Raw genomic sequence first — 23999 nt, 5'->3', positions numbered from 1 at the left:
CTCAGAAGAAATCGATCGAGACCTGGAACAGGCGTTCGACCGCCGGCACGTCCGCGGTCAACGAGAACAGGACGATGACATCTCCCTCGTCGATCCGTGTCGTGCTGCTCGGGCGGACGATCTTTCCGTCCTTCTCGATCGCGCCGATGAGCGCGCCCTCGGGAAAGTCGAGATCGCGCACGATCCGTCCCGCCATGGGCGAGGTCGACAGGACCTGCGCCTCGATCACTTCGGCCTCGGCATCGCCGATCGAATAGACCGCGCGAACCCGGCCATGCCGAATATGCCGCAGGATCGAGCTCACCGTCGTGGAACGTGGATTGATGAAGGCGTCGATCTCGAGCGGACGCATCATCGGCTGGAGGGACGGATCGTTGACCAGGCATATCGACATGCGGCAGCCCGCCTGCTTTGCCCGGACCGAGGACAACAGGTTCACCTTGTCGTCGTCGGTCACGCACAGGACAGCATCGGCGCGGGCGATGTTGGCCTCGTTCAGGATATCGATATCCATTCCATCGCCATGCAGCACGATCGTCCGGTCAAGCGCGTCGGCCGCCCGTTCGGCGTTCGGGCGATCCCGCTCGATCATCTTGGCGCGAATTCTCTTCGGGCTTGCCTCCAGCGCACGTGCGACCGCGAGGCCCACATTGCCGCCGCCAATGATCACGACGCGATCCTGGCTCCGGGTCTCCTTGCCGAAGATCTCCATCGCGCGACCGACATCGTCGCGGTGCGAGATGATATAGATCTCGTCGTCCGCGAACAGCTGGTCGCCCGGCGTGGGCGCGAAGAGCTGCCCTGCCCGCCTGATGCCGACGACCAAAGAGCGGAGCGTCGAAAAGAGGTCGGTGAGCTGCTTCAGAGGCGTGTTGAGAACGGGGCATTCCTCGTCGAGGACGATCCCAAGCAGCTGCACCTTCCCGCCGGCAAAAGTCTGCGTGTCGAAGGCGGCCGGAGCAGAAAGACGCCGGAGCGCGGCCTCTGCAACCTCCTTCTCGGGGCTGATGACCACGTCGATCGGCATGTGATCGCGACGGTAGAGATCGGAATAGATCGCGTCGAGATAGCTCTGCGCCCGAAGCCGCGCGATCTTGCGCGGAACGGCGAAGACCGAATGCGCGACCTGACAGGTGACCATGTTCACCTCGTCGGAATGGGTTGCCGCGATGATCATGTCGGCATCGCGTGCGCCTGCGCGCTCGAGAATGTCGGGATAGGAGGCGTGACCGTGGATACCCTGAACATCGAGCGCATCGGTCGCGTGACGCACCAGATCCGCATTGTTGTCCACGACGGTCACGTTGTTGCGCTCGCCCGCAAGATGGCGGGCGATCTGCCAGCCAACCTGACCCGCACCGCAGATGATGATTTGCATGGGATCTCCGCAGGTGCACCGATCGACCGTGACCTTGCCATGCGGGAGGGGAAGGCTTCAAGCCGGATCGTTCCTGCCTGTCCCTGGGCGGCAGCAACGTATCCTGGCCCCCTCATGGACTAATGGCGACCCCAAAAAAACCGCCGCACATCCCGGCAGAGGATGGCGGCGGAGTGGCGCATTGCGCACCGGCCAACCGGGCAAGAGACAGGCCCCGGGTGAGAGAGAAGCATCATTCACGATGGGAAGGTCAGATGCAGACCGGTTGCGGCAATGACGCAGGCAGAGACTTCAGAAAATGACCGGAAAATGGAGAGCCGCGAGAAGAAGCAGAAAGAGCGCTGTGCAACCGGCAACATCTTCGGCCAGCGTTTCGTAGCGCGTCGTGATGATCCTGATCCGTTCTCTCATGGCCGTGCCTCCATCCTCTGTTGCCACTTTGTTCTCACTTCGACCTTCGCATTGCAAGAACTTTTGGTGAACAAAAGGTGGATTCTTTGGCTGGCTAAGCCTAACCCACTGATATGAGGCGGATTGCGCGGTCCTGCTCCATCAACCACAGAAGGATACGTATCGCCCTTCCGCGTTCCGACTGAAGGTCCGGATCCCGTTCTAGAAAAGCCCGGGCGTCGTCCTGTGCGATGCGCATGAGACCCGCCTGCCTTTCGAGATCGGCAACGCGGAACCGCGGAAGGCCCGATTGGGCATGCCCGATCAGATCGCCCGCCCCCCTGAGCGCAAGATCCTCCTCCGCGATGCGGAATCCGTCCTCCGTCTCGCGCAGGATCTCGAGCCTGCGCCGTGCCGTCTCGCCCAGCGGTGCACGATAGAGCAGAAGGCAGGTCGAAGCTGCCGAGCCCCGCCCGACCCGTCCGCGCAACTGGTGAAGCTGCGCCAGCCCGAAGCTCTCGGCGCGCTCGATCACCATGATGGACGCCGCAGGCACGTTGACCCCGACCTCGATCACGGTCGTCGCGACGAGGACCGGAACCTCGCCCGACACGAAGCGCGCCATCGCCGCGTCCTTGTCGGCGGATGGCATCTGACCGTGGACGAGCCCGACATTCCCTTCGCCCAATGTCGCGCGAAGATGCTCGAACCGTTCCTCGGCGGCAGCGAGGTCGCTCACCTCCGACTCGCCTACCAGCGGACAGACCCAGTAGGCCTGCCGCCGCTCGGTGATGGCCGCCCGCAACCGCTCGACGACCGCGCCGAGCTTTTCGATGTTGAGCAGTGCCGTCTGCACCGGCTTTCGCCCCGGCGGCTTCTCGTCGAGGATCGAGACATCCATATCGCCGTATTGCGCAAGGCTCAGCGACCTTGGAATTGGCGTCGCGGTCATGACGAGCACATCGACCGCACGGCCCTTCGCGCCGAGTTCCAGTCGTTGACGCACACCGAAGCGATGCTGCTCGTCCACGATGGCGAGCCGAAGGTCGTGAAAGGCGACATCCTGCTGAAAGACGGCATGCGTACCGACGAGGATCCCGATTCCGCCATCGGCAAGCGCTGCGAGCTTCGCTTCGCGTTCGCCTCCCTTGTCACGCCCGGTCAGGATCTCGAGCCTCACGCCGACCGCCTCTGCCAGCGGTTGCAATGCTTCGAGATGCTGCCGGGCGAGGATCTCGGTCGGGGCCATCAGCGCGCCCTGCCCTCCAGCCTCGACCGCGACAAGCAGCGCCATGAACGCGACCAGTGTCTTGCCGGAACCGACATCGCCCTGCAGAAGCCTGTTCATCCGGTTGGACCCGGCCATGTCGGTTTCGATCTCGGCGATCGCGCGCGATTGTGCGCCAGTCGGCGCATAGGGCAATGCTTCGAGCGTCCGCCGTCGCAACACGCCGTCGGCGCGCGTGCTGGCACCCTTCCGCGCGCGACGCTTCGCGCGAGCGAGCGCGAGCGTCATCTGATGCGCGAAGAGTTCGTCATAGGCCAACCGCTGCCGCGCGGGAGCTTCGGATGACAGATCGCCCGCCCCCTCGGGCCGGTGGGCTGCCGCGATCGCATCCTTCCAGTTGGGCCAGCCTTCGCGTGCGACGAGTGCCGGATCCGCCCATTCGCCAAGATCGGGTGCACGCGCGATCGCCGAGGCGATGGCGCGCATCATCAGCCGCTGCGTCAGCCCCGCGCTCAGCGGATAGACAGGTTCGTAGGCCGGGATCGCATCGCCGTCGTCGGGGCGCAGGATATGGTCGGGATGGACCATCTGCGCCACGCCGTCGAACAATTCCAGCCGACCGGACACGATCCTGCGCTCGCCCACCGGCAGGTGCCGCGCCAACCAATCCCCGCGCGCATGGAAGAAGACTAAAAAGAAGGAGGTTCGCGCATCCGTCACCTCGACACGCGCAGGTCCCTTGCCAGCCGGGGCAATATGGCGCCCGACAGTGACCTCGACCGTCACGGTCGCCGGGGCCGTCACATCGCGGATCGAGTCGCGCCTCGTCCTGTCGATCCCCGAATGGGGCAACGTGAAAAGCAGATCTCGCGGCCGCTCCACGCGCAAACCTGCGAAATGCTGCGCGGTTTTCGGCCCCACGCCATCGAGTACCGTCAGATCCGCGAAAAGCGGAAACAGGACCTCCGGCCGGCTCATGCCTCGCCGATAAGCGCGCGCCAGCCATCCTCGTCCAGCACCTGAACGCCAAGCTCGGCAGCCTTTGCAGCCTTTGACCCCGCTCCCGGCCCGGCGACCAGGAGGTCGGTCTTGCCCGAGACGGACCCAGACACCTTCGCACCGAGCGCTTCGGCCCGCGCCTTTGCCTCGGCCCGTGTCATCTTTTCGAGGGTGCCGGTGAAGACGACCGTCTTGCCCGCGACGGGACTGTCGGTCACACCGATTGCCGCCTCATCCTCGATGTCCAGATGGTCGACCAGCCGGTCGATGGAGGCCCGCTCGCGCGTCTGCGCGAAAGTCGTCGCGAGGGCCTGCGCCACGACCTGCCCGATCCCGTCGATCGCAGTCATCTCGTTCCAGGCGCTCGCCGCTTCGGAAATGTCCGGCTCTGCCTGCCATACTGCCTTCGACCGAGCAGCCACCTGCGCACGCCGGTTCTCGGCCGCGGCCGTCGCGCGTTCCGCGGCAACCGCTTCTTCGGCCTCGGCATGGCGCAGAGCCGCCGGCGCGGCCGCGTCGCAAGCAGCGACGAAGTTCGCCCAGCTGCCGTAATGCCGCGCGAGATCAGCGGCCGCGACCTCGCCCACATGCCGCACCCCGAGCGCGAAGATCAGGCGCGACAGAGGAATGCGCCGTTTCTCCTCGATCGCACGGTAAAGGTTCGCAGCGCTCTTCTCGCCCCAGCCATCGCGTTTGCTCAGCTGGCGGGCGTTGCCCGGGCCATAGCGGGCTTCCAGCTCGAAGATGTCAGCCGGCTCCCGTATCCACTCTTCGCGATAGAGATCCTCGACCAGTTTCGCCCCGAGTCCTTCAATATCGAAGGCCGCCCGACTCACGAAGTGCTTCAGCCGTTCGACCGCCTGCGCGGGGCAGATAAGACCGCCCGAACAGCGGCGGACGGAATCGCCCGGTTCGCGAATCGCGTCGGATCCACAATCGGGGCATTCTTCGGGGAACACGTAGGGTTCCGCACCTTTCGGCCTCTTATCGACGTCGACATCGGCAATCTTGGGAATGACGTCCCCAGCGCGATAGACCTGAACCAGATCCCCTTCGCGAATGTCGCGCCCCTCCCGGATCGGCGCACCGCGATTGTCGCGGCCGGCGATGTAATCCTCGTTGTGAAGGGTCGCATTCGATACCACGACCCCCCCGACGGTCACGGGGTCGAGGCGCGCGACGGGGCTGAGCGCGCCGGTGCGCCCCACCTGTATCTCGATGCGTTCGAGCCGCGTCCAGGCAAGCTCGGCGGGAAACTTGTGCGCGATTGCCCAGCGGGGAGTCGTCGATCGTGTCCCGAGCCTGCGCTGCAACGCAAGGTCGTTCACCTTGTAGACCACGCCGTCGATATCGTAGCCGAGCCCGTGACGATCCTCGGCGATCTTATCGTAGTGGGCGATCATCTCGGCCGGATCGCGACAGATGACGGTGCGGTCGTTCACGACGAAACCGAGGTCAGCAAGCCGGGCCAAGACTTCGATCTGGGTCTCGCCCGGCACTTCGGATACCTCCCCCCATGCATAGGCGAAGAAGGCGAGCGGCCGCGATGCCGTAATACGGGAATCAAGCTGTCTGAGCGATCCTGCCGCGGCATTCCGCGGGTTGGCGAAGACTTTCTGACCAGCCTCTTCCTGCCGTGCGTTGAGAGCCGCGAAATCGCGGTGGCTCATGTACACTTCGCCGCGCACTTCGAGGATGTCAGGCGCGCCGTCGAGCGTCTGGGGAATCGAGGCGACCGTGCGGGCATTGTCGGTGACGTTCTCTCCGACCTGCCCGTCACCGCGAGTGGCAGCTTGGACGAGTTTACCGTTCTCGTACCGCAGCGACAGAGAAAGCCCGTCGATCTTGGGCTCGGCAACGAAGTCGAGTTCCGCCTCCGGGCCAAACCCCAGATACGACCGAACCGAGCGCTCGAACTCCCCCACGTCGTCTTCGTCAAACGCGTTTCCGAGCGACAGCATCCGCTGCGAGTGGCGAACCTTTGAAAAACCTTCGGAAGGTGTCGCGCCCACGCGTTCGCTGGGCGAGTCGACCCGTTTCAGTGCTGGAAACCGGTCTTCGATCTCGCGATTGCGGCGCTTCAGCGCGTCGTATTCGGCATCGGAGAGGGTCGGCGCGTCGTCACGGTGATATGCGGCATCGGCACGGACCAGCAGATCGGCCAGCCGGGCGAGCTCCGCCTCGGCCCCGGCCGCATCGAGGGTGTCCGGTCCCTGCGCATCCGCCTCGGTCCTGCCGGCATCGCCGGCCTTCGCATGGGCCATGACATTCCCCGTACCGCCTCATCGAAGGCGGTTCTAGGACGGGCGGACCGGGGCGTCCAGCATTCGCGGCAGGTTCAGCTGGCCGCGGCGATCGGGACCCTGCGTTGAGCGACCTCGGGATCGCGAAGGACGTAACCACGCCCCCAGACGGTTTCGATGTAATTGTCGCCACCCGTCGCTTGGCTGAGCTTCTTGCGAAGCTTGCAGATGAAGACGTCGATGATCTTCAGTTCCGGCTCGTCCATGCCGCCATAGAGATGGTTGAGGAACATCTCCTTGGTAAGGGTCGTGCCCTTCCTCAGCGACAGCAGTTCGAGCATTTGATACTCCTTGCCGGTCAGATGGATCTGCTGTCCGTCCGTCTCGACCGATTTCGCGTCGAGGTTCACGACGATCTTGCCCGTCGAGATGACCGACTGCGAATGCCCTTTCGACCGACGGATGATCGCGTGGATGCGTGCGACGAGTTCCTCGCGGTGGAACGGCTTCGTCAGGTAATCGTCCGCGCCGAAGCCGAAACCCTTGATCTTGGTTTCGGTGTCATCGGATCCCGTGAGGATGAGGATCGGCGTGTTGATCCGCGCCAGCCGGAGCTGCCGGAGCACCTCGTGTCCGTGCATGTCCGGAAGATTTAGATCGAGCAGGATCAGATCGTAATCGTAAAGCTTCGCGAGATCGATTCCCTCCTCTCCCAGATCTGTCGCGTAGACGTTCAGATTGGCGTGGGTGAGCATCAACTCGATACTACGGGAGGTTGTGGGATCATCTTCGACAAGAAGTACGCGCATCTGTCATCTCCGCTGCCATTAATTAACCTTACCTTGTGATACAAAGGTTAACGCTGTGTTACCGGCTTGTTCAGAGACGATCCCAGCCCCCGTAAAAACATCTTAAAGTTGTCGATATTTTTGCAACTGCGTCGTCCGTAATGCGGCGACTCCGTGTCGATCGACTGCATTGGCCCAGCTTTCGAGTTCTTCGGGGCTGATTCCGTATGTTTCACAGGCTTCGTCCTCCCGGATAAGCCCGGCGGCGATTGCCTTGATGATCGTGGCCTTTCTGCTCGCGACCCAGCGCTTCACTCCGGCATCCGGAAGGTCCGCGCGGCTGAGGATCTCCCCGTCGGGGAGCGTCACGGCCCGAGGGCCAGTGATTTTTTTTAAATACATGGTATTACCCCATTCCTTGGTCGTAGGGCGTTTTATGGCCGCGCTCTTTAAGGAGGAGTGAAACCTCGCCTTGCGAATGTCGGGCATTTTCCTATATTTGATGCAATTCCAACATCATCGGAGAGCATCGCGATGGCGCTCGACGCTCAGCTCAATTCGCTCGGCTTTGCCAAGCCGCCGGCCCAGACCCGCGTTGTCGTCGCGATGTCTGGCGGCGTCGACAGTTCGGTCGTTGCGGCCGAACTGGCGACCCAAGGCTACGACGTGGTGGGTGTGACGCTGCAGCTCTACGATCACGGCGCGGCTCTCGCCAAGAAGGGGGCATGCTGCGCTGGTCGCGACATCCACGACGCGCGACGCGTGGCCGAAGCGATGGGCTTTCCCCACTACGTCCTCGATTACGAGAACACCTTCCGCGAGGCCGTCATCGACGAGTTCGCTGACAGCTATCTCGCCGGCGCGACGCCGGTCCCCTGCATCCGATGCAACGAGCGGGTGAAGTTCAAGGACCTGCTGGAGACAGCGAAGGATCTCGACGCCGATTGCATGGCGACGGGTCATTACATCCAGCGCCGCATGGGCCCGGCCGGAGCCGAGCTCCATGCCGCGGCCGATCCGGTCCGCGATCAGAGCTATTTCCTCTTCTCGACGACACCCGACCAGCTCGACTACCTGCGGTTCCCGCTCGGGCATCTCGCCACAAAGGCCGAGACGCGCGCCCTTGCCCAGCGTCATGGGTTGATGGTTGCCGACAAGCCAGACAGCCAGGATATCTGTTTCGTCCCGAATGGCGATTATGCGAGCGTCATCGAAAAGCTCCGGCCCGGCGCGGCCGATCCCGGAGAGATCGTCCACGCAGACGGCCGCGTCTTGGGCCAGCATCGCGGTGTCATCCACTACACCGTCGGCCAGCGCCGCGGTCTCGGCATAGGCGGCCTCACTGATCCGCTCTATGTCGTGAAGCTCGATGTCGAGAATCGCCGCGTCGTGGTCGGCCCGAAAGAGATGCTGGCCACCCGGATAGTTCCCGTGCGCGAAATCAACTGGCTCGGGGACGAGCCTTTCACTTCACGCGGCGAATGGAACCTGGGCGTGAAGGTGCGTTCGACCCGCCCCCCTCGCGAAGCGGTGATCCGCCCGTTGAGCGAAACGGAAGCCGAAGTCGAACTTATTGTCGCCGAGGAAGGCGTGTCGCCCGGACAGGCCTGCGTCTTCTATGCAGGCGAAGGCAGCCGGATCTTCGGCGGAGGCTGGATCCACCGCGGCTGATCCCTCGTCAGCCGCGCTCCTTATCCTGTGCGAGGCCGTCGAGCACTGCTGCGGCCGCGCGCAGGCCCGGTGCAGGCCCATCTTCCCCCAATTCCGCCATCGTTCTGTCGAGCGCATCATTCTGCGCGCCCGGTGCCTCGATCGTATCGGCCAGTGCCGCCGCGATCTTCGACGGTTGGCAATTCGGTCCGAGGAATTCCGGGACGATCTTCTGACCGACGATCAGATTGACGAGCGTCACGGTATCGATCAGCGCCATGCGGTGCATGATCTGCCAGCTCAACCAGCTCATGTCGTAGGCCACGACCATCGGTGTCCGGTTCTTCGCGAGTTCGAGGGACACCGTACCGGACGCCGCGAGCGCGACATCGGCCGCCGCGAAGGCGGCGCGCTTCTCGCCGGCGTCGCTTGAATCCACGATCAGCGTTTCCGGCCAGTCTCGCGAAAGATCGGCTACCATGCCAGCCAGATGCGGCACGGCCGGAAGAAGAATGCTGAGGCCTTCGTGCGCCTTTCCGAGTTCGCGCAGCGCGGCACCGAAGACTGGCATCAGGCGCGAAACTTCGGAACGGCGCGATCCCGGAAGCACTACGACGAGCGGTCCCTCCCCCGCTGCCATACGGAGGTCCCGGACGCGGCGGGGATCGGCCGATGGCTCAGACACGACAGGATGCCCGACGAAGTCGCAGCGCATGCCCGCCGCCTCCATGTAGGGCGGCTCGAACGGCAGCAGCGCGAGGACCTGGTCGACATGCGGAGCCATCGCCTTTGCCCGGCCCGGCCGCCAGGCCCAGACGGACGGGGCCACGTAATGCACCGTTCGGATCCGCATTCGATGGCGGACCCGCTTGGCGACGCGCAGGCAGAAATCGGGGCTGTCGATCGTGATCAGGACATCGGGTCGCACCGTCATGACCGCATCCGCCGTCTCGATCATCCGTCTGCGCAATGCGGGATATTTCGGGAGCACCTCGGCGATCCCCATGACGCTGAGCTCTTCCATAGGAAAGAGCGAGGCAAGCCCGCGTTCCTCCATCAGCGGCCCGCCGACCCCCTCGAAGCTCACCTCGTCGCAGAGTTCCGCGAGGCCATCCATCAGGGCGGCTCCGAGGCGGTCGCCGGATGGCTCTCCGGCGACGAGGAACACCTTCATCGCGACCAGACCCAGAGCAGAAGTCCCGAATCGCGCGACAACGCAATGGCTTCCTCCGCATCGAGAAGCATGACGCCGCCTGCTTCGATCGCGATGCCCGACAATCCGGCGGCGGCGGCATTGCGGATCGTATCCGGCCCGATGGCGGGCAGATCGACCCGACGGTCCTGCGTGGGTTTCGGTGCCTTGCAGAGAATGCCCCCCTGAGGAAGTCCGACGGCAAGCCGCCCCTGACCGCGAGCGGCCGCGAGAGTGGCGAGCATCCAGTCCGTGCCGGCCATAGCCTCGATCGCCAGTGCCTGGCCCCGTGCCACCACGCAGGCCTGACCGATATCAACAGCGCCCATGGCCGCCAGGATCGCGTCACCGCGATCGACATCGCGCCGTGCCGCATCCGTCAATTCCCCGGCGAGCATCCCTTCCGGCGGCAACAATTCCGGGCAAAGCTCGTGCGCGCCGACTGGAGTGATCCCTGATTCCTCGAAAAATGTCAGAACCATACGCAAGGCGGCGTCGTCTCCTTCCATCACCGCTTGCGCAAGACGCGGGACGAGTGGCATCGTCGCGGCATCAAGCTTCGACGGGTCGAGCGCTGGCCGTGCAATTCCGCCCGCAAGACAGATCCGGGTAATGCCCTCACTTGCCAGATCGGCGATAAAGCTGCCGATGGTTTCGCCGCGAAACCTCCGGTCCAGTTTCAGGCCTTCGGGTTCGAACCCTTCCAGCGCCGCAATCCGGTCGAATTCGACCCGCTCGGCCAGCAAAAGCGGTAATCGACCCTCGCCCGCAATCAGTGCCGTCTTCATGATGGTGTCAAAAATCCGCGATCGCTCGGCGACAGGACGAAATCGACGATCCGCCGGACGTAATCGCTTTCGGTCTCTGCCCCGAGCCGCCTCGCGCGATCCTGAAAAGCTCCTTCGCCCTGCTTGAGCATCTGGAACGCAGCCCTGAGCGCGGTAATATCCTCGCGCCCCACGCCCTTGCGCTTGAGACCGACGAGGTTCAGCCCGTCGAGTTCACCCCGCGGGGCCTGGACAAGTGCATGCGGGATCACGTCATGGGTGACCATCGTGACCGCGCCGATGATCGCTCCTTCGCCGATGCGCACCCATTGATGGATCCCCGAAAGGCCGCCGATAATGACATCGTCGCCGATCACGCAGTGACCCGCCACAGCGGAATGGTTCACGATGATGACGCGATTGCCGACCTGCGCATCATGCGCGACGTGGCATCCCGTCATCAGAAGGCAGTCATTCCCGACGCGGGTCACACCGCCGCCACCCTCGGTGCCGGTATTGATCGTCACATGTTCGCGGATCCGGCAACGCGCGCCGATCTCGAGCCGCGTGGCCTCGCCCGCGAACTTGAGATCCTGGGGGATTTCACCGACGCTCGCGAACGAAAAGACGACGCTGCCCGGACCGATCGTCGTCGCTCCCGTCACGATCGCATGGCTCTTGATCTCGACATCCTCGGTCAGCATCACCTCGGGGCCGATGATCGCGAACGGTCCGATCCGGACACCGGCACCGATCCGCGCGCCCTCTTCTACGATGGCCTGCGGATGGATGATCGCGGTAGGGTCGATGCTCACGAAGGCAGGTCCATCATCGCCGTGAACTCGGCCTCGCAAGCGAGTTCGCCATCCACTTCGGCGCGGCCCTGGAATTTCCAGACCTTGCCACCGCCGCGCTTCGTGGTGACGTACATGCGAAGCTGATCTCCCGGCACCACCTTGCGACGGAACTTGGCGCTCTCGATCCCCATGAAATAGACGAGCAGGTTCTTGTCGGCCAGGTCCCGGTCGACACCCACCATGACGGCTGTCGTCTGTGCCATCGCCTCGATGATGGTGACGCCCGGCATAATGGGCAGACCCGGAAAGTGGCCCTGAAAATGCGGCTCGTTCACGGTGACGTTCTTGATGCCGACGGCGCTTTGATGGCCATCGATCTCCTCCACCCGGTCGACGAGCAGAAAGGGATACCGATGCGGCAGCAAACGCTGGATCAGGGTGATGTCGGCCGATTTCGTCATAGCGTTCCTTCGTGACAGCAACCGCGCTCCGGGCGCGTCCCTATCGGTATCAAGGCCGCCCGCCCTTCGCAAGAAAGGCTCAGTCGGATGAAGGAAGAGCTCCGTCCTCGAAAAGATCGGAGCCGTCGTCGATCACATCGTCGATCCGTCCGATGGCAAGGTCGGTGATGTCGGCCGCGCCGACGGCGCTCAGCACCGCGCGGCGGTCGAGCAGAACGAGCGCGTCGCGCTCGTCCAGGATGTCCTGCAGGATGGGCCCAATCCGTCCATAGAAATCCTGCCGCGCATCGTCGCGCAGACGACTGACCGCGCGCAGTTTCGCATCCTGCTCGGCCCTCAGGCGCGTAACCCGATCGTCGAACTCCGAGGCGCGACGGCGGAACGCGTCCTGCGTCATCGTCTGGCGTTCCTCGGTGATCGCGCGTTCCTCCGCGATGAGCATCGCTTCGATCCGCCGGTTCTCGGACGCCAGTTCCTCGGACCTGGCGTCGATCTCGGCAAGGATCCTCTGGCCGAAAAGGCTGTCGTCGAAAAGCCGTTCCTGATCGACGATCACGATCGGCAGGCTTTGCTGTCCGTCCCTGCCGCCCGCATTCTCAGCGAGCGGCTGACCGATGGCCGGGGCGGCAAGGCTCAGCAGGAGGAGCGTCGCCCGGAGGATCTCAGAAGGACGTCTGAACGCTGACATTGAAGGCCTGGGTGCGGTCGTAATCCTCTTTCACCAAAGCCTTGGCGAAGTTGAACCGCAGCGGTCCGAGGGGCGTGGTCCAGAAGATCGACACGCCGACCGACGAGCGCAGATTGAAGCTGTCGTCGACTTCGACCCCGCCGAAACCATCCGTGTTGTCGAGTGACCAGACCGAACCCGCATCGAAGAAGACACCACCCGAAATCCCGTATTCCTCGGGCAGCCCGAGCGGAAACTCGGCTTCGAAGCGGGCGACGGCGAAGAGGTTGCCGCCAAGCGCATCCTCGTTCGGGGCGTTCACGTCCCGCGGACCGAGGCCCAGGGGCTCAAAACCGCGCATCTGCCGGCTGTTGAGGAAGAACCGGTCGATCACGCGGACGTCGTTATCGCCGAGTGAATTGACCGAACCGCCCTCGAGCGTCGCGCGCAACGTCACTTCCTCGTTCCAGACAAGCGTCTGGGCGGTCGCGGACGCGGTGGTTTTGAGGTAATCGGCATCTCCGCCGAGACCGGCAAGGTCCTGACCGAAGCGCAGCAAAATCCCCGCATTCGGATTGAGCCCCGTACGACGCGTGTCGTAGGTATAGGTATACCCGATCGAGGAACTGAACTCCCCACCCTCGTCCGCCTGAATGATGGGAGAGCTGTCCTCGTCGACGTCGAAGATCGTTTCCTTCGCGAGCCGGTAGCGCACCTGGAGCCGCCCGTTGAGACTGACCGGGAAAGCCAGTGCGGGGCTGAACCCGACAGAGCGGGTATTGTAATCCGCTTCGCTCAGATCGGTCGTCTCGTAGAATGCGCTGAGCGCGAGCGAGAGATCGCGGCCGAGGAAATAGGGCTCGATGAAACTGAGGCTGGCGCTCTGCGAACTAGAGGCGGTCGACAGACCGAAGCTCAGCGTCTGTCCACGACCGAGGAAGTTACGCTCCGAATAGCCAAGATTGACGCCGATCCCGCTATCGGTGCTGTAGGCACCGCCGAGGGTGAGACTGCCGGTCGGCTGCTCCTCGACATCGACGTCGATGATGACCTGACCCGGACCGGTTCCGTCGCGGGCATCGACCGAGGCGTCGGAGAAAAAGCCCAATGCGCGGATGCGTTCGGCGGCGGCGCGGATCTCGCGCGGGTTGAAGGGGTCGCCCTCGACCACGTTGAACTCGCGCCGGATCACGCGGTCGAGCGTCGTCGCGTTGCCCTCGATGTCGATCCGTTCGACGAAGATGCGTTCGCCGCGTTCGAGCAGGAAGTTCACGTCGAGCGTCAGGTCGCGCGGATTGCGCGTGACCTGCGGAACGGCTCGCACAAAGTTGAGGCCACGCTGGATTGCGAGACGTTCCATCCGGGCGATAGCATTGTCGATGGCCTGAGGCGTGTACGTCTGGCCGCGACGGATCTGCGCGACGGCGAGGTAATCCTGCGCGTCGAGCCCCTCGATCGAGGTGGAGGCCGTGACGCCGCCGAAATCGAAACTTTGGCCTTCCTGCACGTTGTAGGTCACGAAGAACGCGTCCCGGTCGCGCGACAACTCGCTCGCGACGTCGAGGATGCGGAAGTCGACATAGCCACGGGAGGCGTAGAAATCGGTCAGGAGCTGACGATCGAGTTCCAGCCGGTCGGCCGCGAAACTGTCTCGGCTGATGAACCGGCGGAGAAGCCCCGCCTGCTTCGTCGCGAGCACGCGGCGGAGGCGACCATCCGAATAGGCCCGGTTGCCGACGAAAGACAGACGCTCGATCTCGACAACACCGCCCTCGGCGACCTCGAAGACCAGATCGACGCGGTTCTGGGAACGGCGGATGATACGCGGCGTAACCGAGGCGGCAAGACGCCCTTGCTGTTCATAGGCGGCAGCGATCGCGGCCGCATCCTCTTCCGCTTGGCTGGGCGAATAGACGCGGCGCGGTGTCGAGACGACGAGTTCCGACAGGGACGCATCGTCGATCCGCGCGTTGCCCTCGATGTTGATGCGGTTGATCGTTGGCCATTCCTGGACGCGGACGACGAGCGTATTGCCTTGCGGGACGATCTCGACCGTCTCGAAAAGCCCGGAATTCACCAGCCTCTGATAGGCTGCATTGAGCTCGCCCGCGCTGACGGGCGTTCCACGCGGCAAGTCGATATAGGACAGAACCGAGGCCGGTTCGACCCGTTGGTTTCCTTCGACCGCGACGTTCAAGAAGGTGAAGTTCTGCGCCGTTGCGGGGCCTGCATCCATTCCCGTCGCAACGATCATCGCGACCCCCACAAGACCGGCCCATCTACGTGCCGGGGACCCAGCCCGACACGCGCGCGTTCTCACCGCAGAAAGCATGCAAGTTTTCCAATTCCAGACTGCCCCTCGCTTGCTGACTAGCTTGATTGGTCAAGCGTGTCAAAACGCCTGACGCGTGTCAGCGGCCGCCCGAAGATGCCGTCCTGGAGCTCGGAATCAATGCCCGCGTTCAGGGTGTTGCGAGGATCGCACCGATCGCCAATGCAAAGGCGACTGTCGCGGCCGCGATCGCAGCGTCGGCATTCAGCCTCAGGACGAAGAGGAATCCGTTCAGCCTCATCGTTAGATCTCGCATGATACAGTCATCTCCAGAATATCGCAGCGAGATATCTGGAGGGCGTTTCAGGCGAATATGAGGCAAAGATGCGTCACGGGCAGAACAGATCGTTGAAGATCGCAAAGACCATCAGCGTACCGAGAAGCGCAAGGCCCATCGCCATCAGAACGTTCATCACCCAATCGCCCGGCGGCTTGCCACGGACCGCCTCGTAGGCATGGAAGACGAGATGCCCGCCGTCGAGCACCGGGATCGGAAAGAGGTTCAGCAGGCCCACGGCGGTGCTGAGAACCGCGATGAACCAGATGAAACTTGCGGCACCCTGACTTGCGGCCGCTCCACTGGTCTGGGCGATGCCGATGGGACCGCGCAGGTTGCAGCTGCTGATCGCGCCCACGGCCATGTTATATAGACCGGAAAGCGACGAGCGGATGATGAAGCCGGTCTGCTCGACACCATAGGTGACCGCGGCCAGCGGACTGGGCGTCGTCGTCTCGGGCGAGAAATAGAGCCCGCCCGTGATCCCGATCAGCCACCGTGTCTCGAACCCGCCTTCCGGCAGCGGAAGGTCGACGCGTTTGGGGCTGAGGTTCAACGACATCGTTTCGCCCTGCCCCGTGTCATCGGGCCGCCAGATCGTCAGGTCGAGCGTCCGGCCGTCGCTGTCACCCACGATGTCGCGTAGCTGCGAGAAGGCAAAGACATCGCGTCCGTCGATCGCGGTGATGACGTCGCCACGACGAATGCCGGCCTCCATTGCTGCGGATTGGGGCGTCACGCTGCCGACGACCGGTGGTTCCGGGTATGCACCGGCGACCTCGGCCGTGGTCCCGTCACGCGTGACGGTGTAATCGAGCACCGGCTCCATCGGCAGGGTTTCGATGAATGCCCCGAGGCCATCGAGCTCCGGTGTCTCGCGGCCCGCAATGGCAACCAGCCGGTCACCCGGCAGCAGCCCCTGTTCGGCCATCGGCAGAGCCCTCACTTCGTCGATGACGAGCGGATCCGTCGCGACGCCCCGGACCAGAAGGACTGCCGAGAAAACGATGATCGAAAGCGCGAAATTGAAGAGCGGACCCGCCGCAACCGTTGCCGCTCTTGCCCAAAGCGGGGCACCGTGCATCGTCCTGCGCCGGGCTTCCGCGTCGAGACCGGGCGTGTCGGCGGAGCGGCCGACGCTTGCCGCATCGGCATCCCCCGCGAACTTGACGTAGCCGCCGAGCGGAAGCGCGGCGATCTGCCACTGGGTGCCGTGTCTGTCGGTCCCTCGGAAAAGAACCGGGCCGAAGCCCAGCGAGAAGACATCGGCGTGAATTCCGCACCATCTGCCGACGATGTAATGCCCGTATTCGTGGATCGCGACGATGACACTCAACGCAACGACGAAAGCCAGCACGGTGTAGAGAGCCGATCCGAAATTCGGAATGAGACCGATGATGTCCAAGATCGTTCCCTCGTCTTCGCGGCGTCAGAGCGCGGCGATAATCTCTGCGGCGGCTACGCGCGCCCTCGCATCGGCGTCGAGCACGGTATCCAACGTCATCGCACCTTTTCCAAGGTGGGATGACGAGAGTTTGACCAACACCTTCTCGACCGCTTCGGCCATTTGCGGAAAACCGATCCGCCGATCGATGAAGGCGTCGAGTGCAGCTTCCTTGGCCGCATTGAAGACCGCACCGTTATGTCCGCCCGCCTGCATCACTTCGCGGGCAAGGCGGAGGGCCGGGTACTTCACCTCGTCGGGAGCCCGGAATGTAAACTGACCGAGTTTCGCGAAATCGAGCCTTTCGACCGGGAGCGGCTCGCGATGCGGATGATTGAGCGCGAACCCGATCGCATGACGCATGTCGGCAGGACCGATATGGGCCATCAGGCCGCCGTCGCAGAAACCGACCATGGCATGGATCATGGATTCCGGGTGGAAAAGCGCCTCGATCCTGTCAGGCGTGATCCCAAAATATTCATGCGTCTCAATGAGTTCCAGCGCCTTGTTGAACATGGATGCCGAGTCGATCGTGATCCTTTGACCCATATCCCAGTTCGGATGACTCGCCGCCTCCTCCGGAGTGGCCCGCGCCATGCGCTCGATGCTCCAGTCCCGGAAGGCACCGCCCGATGCCGTAATGATGACGCGCTCGACTTTGGCGATATCTTCGCCCAGAAGGGCTTGAAAGACTGCGGAATGTTCGCTGTCCACCGGCAGGATCGTGGAACCGTGCCGCCGCGCGGTCTCGAGCATCAGCGGACCGGCGCAGACGAGCGATTCCTTGTTGGCGAGCGCAAGGGTTCCGCCCTGCTCCAGCGCCTTTAGCCCCGGCGGCAGGCCGGCCGCACCCACGATCGCAGACATGGTCCAGTCGGCGGGACGACCGGCTGCCTCGGTTACGGCATCAGAGCCCGCGGCAGTTTCGATACCGGTACCCGACAAGGCGTCGCGCAAGTTCGGCAGGCATTCCTCGAAAGCGGTGACGGCGATCTCGGCACGATGGCGGATGGCCAGTTCGGCCAGCAATGCGACATTGCGCCCGCCGCTCAGAGCCACCACGTCGAACGCGTCCGGCCGCCGTGCGATCAGATCGAGCGTGTTGACACCGATCGAGCCGGTCGCCCCGAAGACAGATATTCGACGCATCAGAGGCCGATCACGACGCCCGGGGGGAAATCGATGAGCTGTTCCACGAGGAGCAGGAAGACCACGCCCCCGAGCATTCCGTCGAACCGGTCGAAGAGCCCCCCGTGTCCGGGAAGCAGGTTCGAGCTGTCCTTCACGCCCATGCGACGCTTGACCGCGGACTCGGCTATGTCGCCGAGTTGCGAAGCCATCGAGATCGCGACGGAAATTCCGACGAGCTCGTATGTCGACGTGGTGAAATGAACGAAAATGGCGCCCACGATCGCGGCACCGATCCAGCCTGCGATCGTCCCGGACCAGGTCTTCTTGGGACTGACGCGCGGCCAGAAGCGCGGCCCGCCGATGAAGCGGCCCGCAAAATATCCCATGATGTCGGTCGCCATTACCACGAGCGCAAGCCAGAGCATCCAGGCGAACCCGAACTGCTCGCGAAGGATGAACATCCCGAAGCCCGCAAGAACGATCATCAGCGCGAAGACCGAATAGGTCGCGCGATGCTGCGACATCTGCGAGAATCCGACAAAGACCGGCGCGATCAGTAGCGGCAGGGCATATCCCGCCGGCAAGAGTCCCGCGACGAGCAGAGCACCACCGCTGCCTACGGCAAGGGGGACCGCCGGCGCGGACCGATCGAGCATCCTCACCAGTTCCCAGATCATGCAGGCGCTGATCAGGACCGTCAGGATCAGGAAGACCGCACCACCCGCCCAGACACAGGCGAGCCCGATGACGGCGATGATGAAACCGATCCCCAGCCGCGGTCCGAGATCGGCCCAGCGAGAGGATGCACTCATGCCGGGACTGCCCCGAAACGCCTGTCGCGTGCGCCATAGGCACGCAGCACCTTCGAGAATTCCTCGCGGGTGAAGTCCGGCCAGAGCGTATCGATGAATTCGTATTCCGCGTAGGCGGATTGCCAGAGCAGAAAGTTGGAGATCCTCGCCTCGCCCGACGTCCGGATGACGAGATCGGGATCCGGCAATACGTGGGTGTCGAGAAACCGCGCAAGCGTCGTCTCGTCGACCTCATGGGCCGAAAGCTTTCCGTCCGCAATTTCCTGCGCGAGCCGCTTGGTCGCGCGACCGATTTCGTCACGACCGCCGTAATTCAAAGCGATCGTGAGGTGTACCTTGTCGTTCCTGCTCGTCAGGAGCTCAAGCTCGTCCATGAGACGCACGAGCTTTTCGTCGAGACGAACCCGGTCGCCGATGAAACGCACACGGACGCCCTCGGCCAGAAGATCCCGGGCTTCGCGCTGAATGTAGCGCCGGAAGAGCTTCATCAGGCCCGAAACCTCGGACTGCGTCCGCTTCCAGTTCTCGGTCGAGAAGGCGAAGATCGTCAGATACCGCACACCCAGATCCGGACAGGCACGCACGATCTCCTTCACACGGCGCGCACCGGCATGGTGACCGAAGAGCCGCGGCCGACCACGTCCCGCCGCCCAGCGGCCGTTGCCATCCATGATGCAGGCCACGTGATGCGGTGCCCGTGCGATCTGATCGTCTGCGGCCATTGCAGGCTCTCCTCGTATGGTGTCCCGGATCGGTCAGGGAACGGTCGCGGTTATACGCTCAGACCTGCATGATCTCGGATTGCTTGGCTTCGAGCGCCTCGTCGATCTTCTTGATGTATGCGTTGGTCATGTCCTGAACCTCGGTCTCCCAGAGCTTCTGGTCATCCTCGGACATGCCATCGTTCTTGGCTTTCTTGATCTGGTCCATACCGTCGCGGCGCACGTTGCGGATGCTCACGCGGGCGTTCTCGGCATACTGGCCTGCAACCTTGGTGAGCTCGCGGCGGCGTTCCTCGTTCAGCTCCGGGATCGGCAGCATGATGATCGTGCCGTTCATCTGCGGGTTGATACCGAGCCCTGATTCACGGATCGCCTTCTCGACCTTGCCCACCATGGACTTGTCCCAGACGTTGATCGTGACCATGCGCGGCTCGGGGACATTCACCGTGCCGACCTGATTGATCGGCGTGGGCTGTCCGTAGGCGTCGACCATCACGGGCTCGAGCATGGAGGCAGATGCGCGTCCGGTTCTCAAAGACGCGAATTCCGTCCTGAGATTGGTCATCGCGCCGTCCATCCGGCGTTGAAGATCGTCAGTGTCGAGGAGGAACTCGTCTGCCATTACCTTGCTCTTTCGTCGGCCGTATCAATGAAGTTGCGGCCGCTCTTATGCGAAATGCATGTCCATGTATAGCATACCGTTGGGAGGCACGGTGGCATCGCATGGATCACGACGCCCTATCCGCTTGCCGCCCGGCCTCCGCGTCCTGCTAACGGAGCGACCTTTCCAAAACGTCAATGCGTGCGGGTCTCAGCTTCCCACATGCGTGAACGTGCCTTGACCGGCGAGAATGCCACGGAACCCGCCCGGCTCGTCCAGCGAGAAGACGACGATGGGCAGATCGTTGTCGCGCGCAAGCGCGATCGCGGAGGCATCCATGACACCCAGATGCTTCTGCAGCACCTCGTCATAACTCACCCGGTCGTAGCGGACCGCATCGGCGTGCTTGATCGGGTCCTTGTCGTAGACGCCGTCGACCTTGGTCCCCTTGAAGATCGCCTGGCAGTTCATCTCCGAAGCCCGCAGCGTCGCAGCGGTATCTGTCGTAAAGTAGGGATTGCCGGTTCCGGCGGCGAAGATACAAACACGCTTTTTCTCGAGATGCCTGACGGCGCGGCGGCGGATGTAGGGCTCGGCCACCTCGTTCATGGTGATGGCCGAAATCACGCGCGTGTGGATGCCGAGCTCTTCGAGCGCCGATTGCATGGCGAGCGCGTTCATCACCGTGGCGAGCATCCCCATGTAATCGGCGGTCGTCCGCTCCATGCCCTGGGCACTCCCCTGAAGGCCGCGGAAGATGTTGCCGCCACCGATCACCATGCAGATCTCTACACCGAGGTCGCGCACCGACTCGACCTCACGTGCGACGCGTTGCACGGTCGGAGGGTGCAGGCCGAAGGACTGGTCCCCCATCAGCGCCTCGCCGGAAATCTTCAGGAGGACCCTGTCATAGGTCCGCTTGCCACCATCCTCGGCCATGTCGCGCCTCGCCTTTTGCTTCGCGCTCTGAGATGTCCCAAAACCAGTCGGATTACAACATGACGGAAAGGGTACCGATGCGGCGCGAAGAGGTCGTGAAGCTGACCGGCGACGACCGGCCCGTCCTGATTGCGGGGCCGACCGCCTCGGGGAAATCGGCTCTCGCCCTTACCATCGCCGAGCGGCATGGCGGGGTCGTGGTCAATGCAGACGCGCTGCAGGTCCATGATCGTTGGCGGATCCTGACGGCACGCCCGGACGACGCGGATCTGGCGCGGGCACCCCACGCGCTCTACGGACACGTCTCCGTGGATCAATCTTATTCGGCGGGGCACTGGCTTCGCGATGTGGCGGAAATCCGCGCGCGGGGTAAGCGGCCGATCTTCGTCGGCGGCACCGGGCTTTATCTCAGCGCCCTGACGGGGGGGCTGGCCGACATCCCCCCCATCCCCCACGAAATTCGTATCGAAGCCGAGCAGCTTCTGACCCGGTCGGGAATCGCCCGCCTTCTGGCGGATCTGGATCGCAAGACGCTCGAACGGATCGACCGTGCCAATCCCGCACGGGTACAGCGCGCCTGGGAGGTCCTCAGGGCGACCGGGCGCGGTCTCGCCTCGTGGCAAGACGAGACACCTGCCCCTCAGATTGCACCGGACGATGCGATGAAAGTCGTGCTCGAGATGCCACCAGCGGTTCTAGAGCCCCGGATCGTGAAACGGTTCGACGGCATGCTCGAAAGCGGTGCCCTGGAAGAGGCGCGCGCGAACCTCGCGACATACGATCCATCACGTCCGGCCGATCGGGCGATCGGTGCGCCGGAACTCGTGGCCCATCTCGAAGGAGAGATCCCGTTAGAAGCGGCACGGGAGCAAGCCATCATCGCGACGCGAAAATACGCCAAGCGACAGCGCACCTGGTTCCGAAAGCGCATGCGCGATTGGGTTCAGATACCTCCGCCGGAGGAATGACGGGAACGGGTGATCTCGATCGACGCGGATCTTTTCCGCTGCCCGAACTCTTTCGACCGGAGAAGATCTCGCGATTCCGTGAACCCCGCCCGACGCGGTCGGCGTAGAACGAAGGACCACCACATGAGCACGAAGTCAGATTTCGGCTGGGCAATTCCAATCATGCGCGCGGGATATGCCGGTCGCGCCCTCGTCTATCTCGTCGTCGCGGGGTTCTCGCTCTGGGCGGTGTCACGCGGCGGCGAGGCACAGGGCACGACATCCGCTTTCAAATCCCTCGAATCGACGGCAGGCGGAAATGTCGTCCTCGTGGCGATCTTTCTCGGAATGGTAAGCTACGCCGTCTGGCGCATCATCGATTCGATCTTTGATCTGGAAGATTACGGAACCGACGGCGAAGGCATGGTTGCCCGGGCAGGCATGATCGTCACTGGTCTCATCCACCTCGGCATCGGCTTTGCGGCGGTCACGCTCATCTTCGCGGGTGGCGGCGGTGAAGGCGATCAATCGGCAATCTCAAAGGGTGTAACCACGGTGCTCGGTTGGCCCGGCGGACGCTGGATCGTCGGGGCGGTGGGGCTGATCACGATCGGGTCCGCGCTCTATTACCTCAAGAAAGCGTGGAAGCGCGAGTACCGCAAGGTCCTCATGGGCAACCCCGTGACGCGCAATTTCGACCCGGCCCTGCGCGGCGGCGTCGCGTCGCAGGGCTTTGTCGTAGGCGTCATCGGATGTCTGATCGTCTATGCCGCGGTTACCTTCTCTGGTGATCAAGCCGGGGGCATGGGGGAAGCGTTCGACTGGCTTCGTGGGCAGCCCTATGGCCGCGTGCTTGTCGGACTGCTCTGCGCCGGGCTTCTGGGCTTCGCGCTTTTCTGCGCGGTCAATGCCGCTTACCGCATCGTCCCGAAAGCGCGGCAGGAAAGCATAGACAGCCTCGCCTCGCGGATGACCGAAAAGGCGAAAAGCGTCTAGGACCCCAGGATGATCCGGACGTAAGCAACCGTCTCGGCGTAGGGCGGGATGCCATTGTGCTTCTCGACCGCGCCGGGGCCCGCATTGTACGCGGCAAGCGCGAGACGCCAATCGCCGAAGCGCTCGTATTGCAGGCGAAGATATCTCGCACCGCCGTCGAGGTTCTGCTCCGGTACGTTCGGATCGACCCGCATGAGCCGCGCGGTGCCCGGCATGAGTTGGGCCAGACCGAGCGCGCCCTTTACCGAAACCGCCGAGGGGTTCCAGCCCGACTCCTGCTGCACGAGGCGCAGGAACAAATCCTCGGGGATTGCATGACGTCGCGCCGCATTCCGTGCTGCCGAGAGATATTCGCCACGATAACTCCCGGTGAATGGCTCGACCGATCCGCCACCCGGCAGTCGGGTCGGCACCTTGGCGACTTGCGGTCGCAGCCGGGCCGAACCCTCGTACTGACGCGACGCGCGGTTATCGAGAACGTCGAGCTGGCTGCTGAAAAGCGCGCTTCGCCCTTTCGTACCGACCGTCAGACTGTCCGCCCCCGCGATGCCGGGAACGCAGAATGCGGCGGCGAGCACCAATCCGATCGTTTTCATGCGGATGTCTCCCGAATGTCCCTCTGCCTGCAGCGACTATACCCTTGGAACGCCCGGTTCAAACCCCCTCGCGGCCCGGTCGCAACCGCGATAGGGTCCGCGGCGACACACTCGAGGATTCGGAAAGGAGCACGCATGGCGGGTTCGGTGAACAAGGTCATCCTGATCGGCAATCTGGGACGCGACCCCGAGACGCGGAGCTTTTCCAATGGCGGAAAGGTCTGCAACTTGCGGATCGCGACGTCGGAAACCTGGAAGGACCGCAATACCGGCGAACGACGCGAGCGCACCGAATGGCATTCCGTCGCGATCTTCTCCGAACCTCTCGCGCGCGTTGCGGAACAGTACCTGAAGAAGGGCTCGAAGGTCTATATCGAGGGCCAGCTCGAAACGCGCAAATGGCAAGACCAGTCCGGCCAGGATCGCTATTCGACCGAAGTCGTCCTCCGTCCCTATCGCAGCGAACTCACCATGCTTGATGGTCGCGATGGCGGTGGATCGGGTGGCGGTGGCGGCTATCCCGACGATCGTGATGGTGGTTACGGAGGCGGCGGTGGCGGCCAGCGCGGTGGAGGCGGTGGTCGCTACGACGGCCCACCGGCGAGCGACATGGACGACGAGATCCCGTTCTGATCGACCGGG

The 23999-nt window shown here is 63.5% G+C and carries 23 protein-coding genes; 5 read left to right on the top strand and 18 right to left on the bottom strand.

Annotated elements, in window-relative coordinates; genetic code table 11:
* Position 1: 1 nt before the first annotated feature.
* Positions 2 to 1378, bottom strand: coding sequence for a Trk system potassium transporter TrkA (gene trkA, locus RVY76_RS04350; RefSeq protein ID WP_317376108.1), 1377 nt, complete (start codon positions 1376 to 1378; stop codon positions 2 to 4).
* Between the two features lie 273 nt (positions 1379 to 1651).
* Here trkA and RVY76_RS04345 point away from each other — a divergent pair, with 273 nt between their 5' ends.
* A complete protein-coding gene (locus tag RVY76_RS04345; RefSeq protein ID WP_317376106.1) occupies positions 1652 to 1906 on the top strand; it encodes a hypothetical protein in 255 nt (84 codons plus the stop codon).
* On the opposite strand, the gene recG is transcribed toward RVY76_RS04345, so the two are convergent.
* The 4 genes from recG to RVY76_RS04325 all read right to left on the bottom strand — a co-directional run bounded on the left by recG (position 1890) and on the right by RVY76_RS04325 (position 7515).
* On the bottom strand, positions 1890 to 3974 hold the full coding sequence (gene recG, locus RVY76_RS04340) for an ATP-dependent DNA helicase RecG (protein WP_317376105.1): 2085 nt from the start codon (positions 3972 to 3974) through the stop codon (positions 1890 to 1892). The genes RVY76_RS04345 and recG overlap by 17 nt on opposite strands.
* Positions 3971 to 6259 (bottom strand): NAD-dependent DNA ligase LigA, encoded by a 2289-nt coding sequence (gene ligA, locus RVY76_RS04335; RefSeq protein WP_317376103.1) that lies wholly within the window; start codon positions 6257 to 6259, stop codon positions 3971 to 3973. The genes recG and ligA overlap by 4 nt, the downstream gene beginning before the upstream one ends.
* Before the next feature lie 74 nt (positions 6260 to 6333).
* Positions 6334 to 7047, bottom strand: a complete 714-nt coding sequence (gene ctrA / locus RVY76_RS04330; RefSeq protein WP_317376102.1) for a response regulator transcription factor CtrA — start codon at positions 7045 to 7047, stop codon at positions 6334 to 6336.
* 102 nt (positions 7048 to 7149) lie between these two features.
* On the bottom strand, positions 7150 to 7515 hold the full coding sequence (locus RVY76_RS04325) for a DUF1153 domain-containing protein (protein ID WP_317376100.1): 366 nt from the start codon (positions 7513 to 7515) through the stop codon (positions 7150 to 7152).
* Positions 7516 to 7560: 45 nt separating this feature from the next.
* On the opposite strand from RVY76_RS04325, the gene mnmA reads away from it, so the two are divergent.
* Positions 7561 to 8697: a tRNA 2-thiouridine(34) synthase MnmA gene (gene mnmA / locus RVY76_RS04320; RefSeq protein ID WP_317376098.1), complete on the top strand. Its 1137-nt coding sequence runs from the start codon at positions 7561 to 7563 to the stop codon at positions 8695 to 8697.
* Between the two features lie 7 nt (positions 8698 to 8704).
* On the opposite strand, the gene lpxB is transcribed toward mnmA, so the two are convergent.
* The 12 genes from lpxB to pyrH form a co-directional block, all read right to left on the bottom strand.
* Positions 8705 to 9850: a lipid-A-disaccharide synthase gene (lpxB, locus tag RVY76_RS04315; protein WP_317376097.1), complete on the bottom strand. Its 1146-nt coding sequence runs from the start codon at positions 9848 to 9850 to the stop codon at positions 8705 to 8707.
* Entirely contained in the window at positions 9847 to 10656 is an 810-nt protein-coding gene (locus RVY76_RS04310; protein ID WP_317376096.1) for an LpxI family protein, read from the bottom strand. Before RVY76_RS04310 ends, lpxB begins: the two co-directional genes overlap by 4 nt.
* Complete coding sequence (lpxA, locus tag RVY76_RS04305; RefSeq protein ID WP_317376095.1) at positions 10653 to 11450, bottom strand: acyl-ACP--UDP-N-acetylglucosamine O-acyltransferase; 798 nt, start codon at positions 11448 to 11450, stop codon at positions 10653 to 10655. The genes RVY76_RS04310 and lpxA overlap by 4 nt, the downstream gene beginning before the upstream one ends.
* Complete coding sequence (fabZ, locus tag RVY76_RS04300; RefSeq protein WP_317376093.1) at positions 11447 to 11893, bottom strand: 3-hydroxyacyl-ACP dehydratase FabZ; 447 nt, start codon at positions 11891 to 11893, stop codon at positions 11447 to 11449. Before fabZ ends, lpxA begins: the two co-directional genes overlap by 4 nt.
* A 79-nt stretch (positions 11894 to 11972) precedes the next feature.
* On the bottom strand, positions 11973 to 12581 hold the full coding sequence (locus RVY76_RS04295) for an OmpH family outer membrane protein (RefSeq protein ID WP_317376091.1): 609 nt from the start codon (positions 12579 to 12581) through the stop codon (positions 11973 to 11975).
* Positions 12556 to 14814 (bottom strand): outer membrane protein assembly factor BamA, encoded by a 2259-nt coding sequence (bamA, locus tag RVY76_RS04290; RefSeq protein WP_317376090.1) that lies wholly within the window; start codon positions 14812 to 14814, stop codon positions 12556 to 12558. The genes RVY76_RS04295 and bamA overlap by 26 nt, the downstream gene beginning before the upstream one ends.
* A 407-nt stretch (positions 14815 to 15221) precedes the next feature.
* Positions 15222 to 16574 carry an RIP metalloprotease RseP gene (rseP, locus tag RVY76_RS04285; RefSeq protein WP_317376088.1) on the bottom strand — a complete coding sequence of 451 codons (1353 nt, stop codon included), beginning with the start codon at positions 16572 to 16574 and terminating at the stop codon, positions 15222 to 15224.
* A 24-nt stretch (positions 16575 to 16598) separates the two neighbouring features.
* On the bottom strand, positions 16599 to 17762 hold the full coding sequence (dxr, locus tag RVY76_RS04280) for a 1-deoxy-D-xylulose-5-phosphate reductoisomerase (RefSeq protein ID WP_317376085.1): 1164 nt from the start codon (positions 17760 to 17762) through the stop codon (positions 16599 to 16601).
* On the bottom strand, positions 17762 to 18556 hold the full coding sequence (locus RVY76_RS04275) for a phosphatidate cytidylyltransferase (RefSeq protein ID WP_317376083.1): 795 nt from the start codon (positions 18554 to 18556) through the stop codon (positions 17762 to 17764). Before RVY76_RS04275 ends, dxr begins: the two co-directional genes overlap by 1 nt.
* Positions 18553 to 19278, bottom strand: coding sequence for a polyprenyl diphosphate synthase (gene uppS / locus RVY76_RS04270; RefSeq protein ID WP_317376082.1), 726 nt, complete (start codon positions 19276 to 19278; stop codon positions 18553 to 18555). The genes RVY76_RS04275 and uppS overlap by 4 nt, the downstream gene beginning before the upstream one ends.
* Positions 19279 to 19336: 58 nt before the next feature.
* On the bottom strand, positions 19337 to 19900 hold the full coding sequence (frr, locus tag RVY76_RS04265; protein ID WP_317376081.1) for a ribosome recycling factor: 564 nt from the start codon (positions 19898 to 19900) through the stop codon (positions 19337 to 19339).
* 189 nt (positions 19901 to 20089) lie between these two features.
* Complete coding sequence (pyrH, locus tag RVY76_RS04260) at positions 20090 to 20818, bottom strand: UMP kinase (protein ID WP_317376079.1); 729 nt, start codon at positions 20816 to 20818, stop codon at positions 20090 to 20092.
* Between the two features lie 59 nt (positions 20819 to 20877).
* Here pyrH and miaA point away from each other — a divergent pair, with 59 nt between their 5' ends.
* Both miaA and RVY76_RS04250 read left to right on the top strand, forming a co-directional pair.
* Complete coding sequence (miaA, locus tag RVY76_RS04255; RefSeq protein WP_317376077.1) at positions 20878 to 21786, top strand: tRNA (adenosine(37)-N6)-dimethylallyltransferase MiaA; 909 nt, start codon at positions 20878 to 20880, stop codon at positions 21784 to 21786.
* Positions 21787 to 21909: 123 nt separating this feature from the next.
* Positions 21910 to 22761, top strand: a complete 852-nt coding sequence (locus RVY76_RS04250) for a DUF1206 domain-containing protein (protein WP_317376076.1) — start codon at positions 21910 to 21912, stop codon at positions 22759 to 22761.
* Here the strand turns inward: RVY76_RS04250 and RVY76_RS04245 are convergent.
* Complete coding sequence (locus RVY76_RS04245; protein WP_317376075.1) at positions 22758 to 23357, bottom strand: lytic transglycosylase domain-containing protein; 600 nt, start codon at positions 23355 to 23357, stop codon at positions 22758 to 22760. The two genes, RVY76_RS04250 and RVY76_RS04245, sit on opposite strands and share 4 nt — an antisense overlap.
* A 135-nt stretch (positions 23358 to 23492) precedes the next feature.
* Here RVY76_RS04245 and ssb point away from each other — a divergent pair, with 135 nt between their 5' ends.
* Entirely contained in the window at positions 23493 to 23990 is a 498-nt protein-coding gene (gene ssb / locus RVY76_RS04240) for a single-stranded DNA-binding protein (RefSeq protein WP_317376073.1), read from the top strand.
* Positions 23991 to 23999: the final 9 nt, after the last annotated feature.

This window comes from Palleronia sp. LCG004 (assembly GCF_032931615.1).
Classification (GTDB): Bacteria; Pseudomonadota; Alphaproteobacteria; order Rhodobacterales; family Rhodobacteraceae; genus Palleronia.
This window is presented reverse-complemented; position numbering and strand designations above follow the sequence as displayed.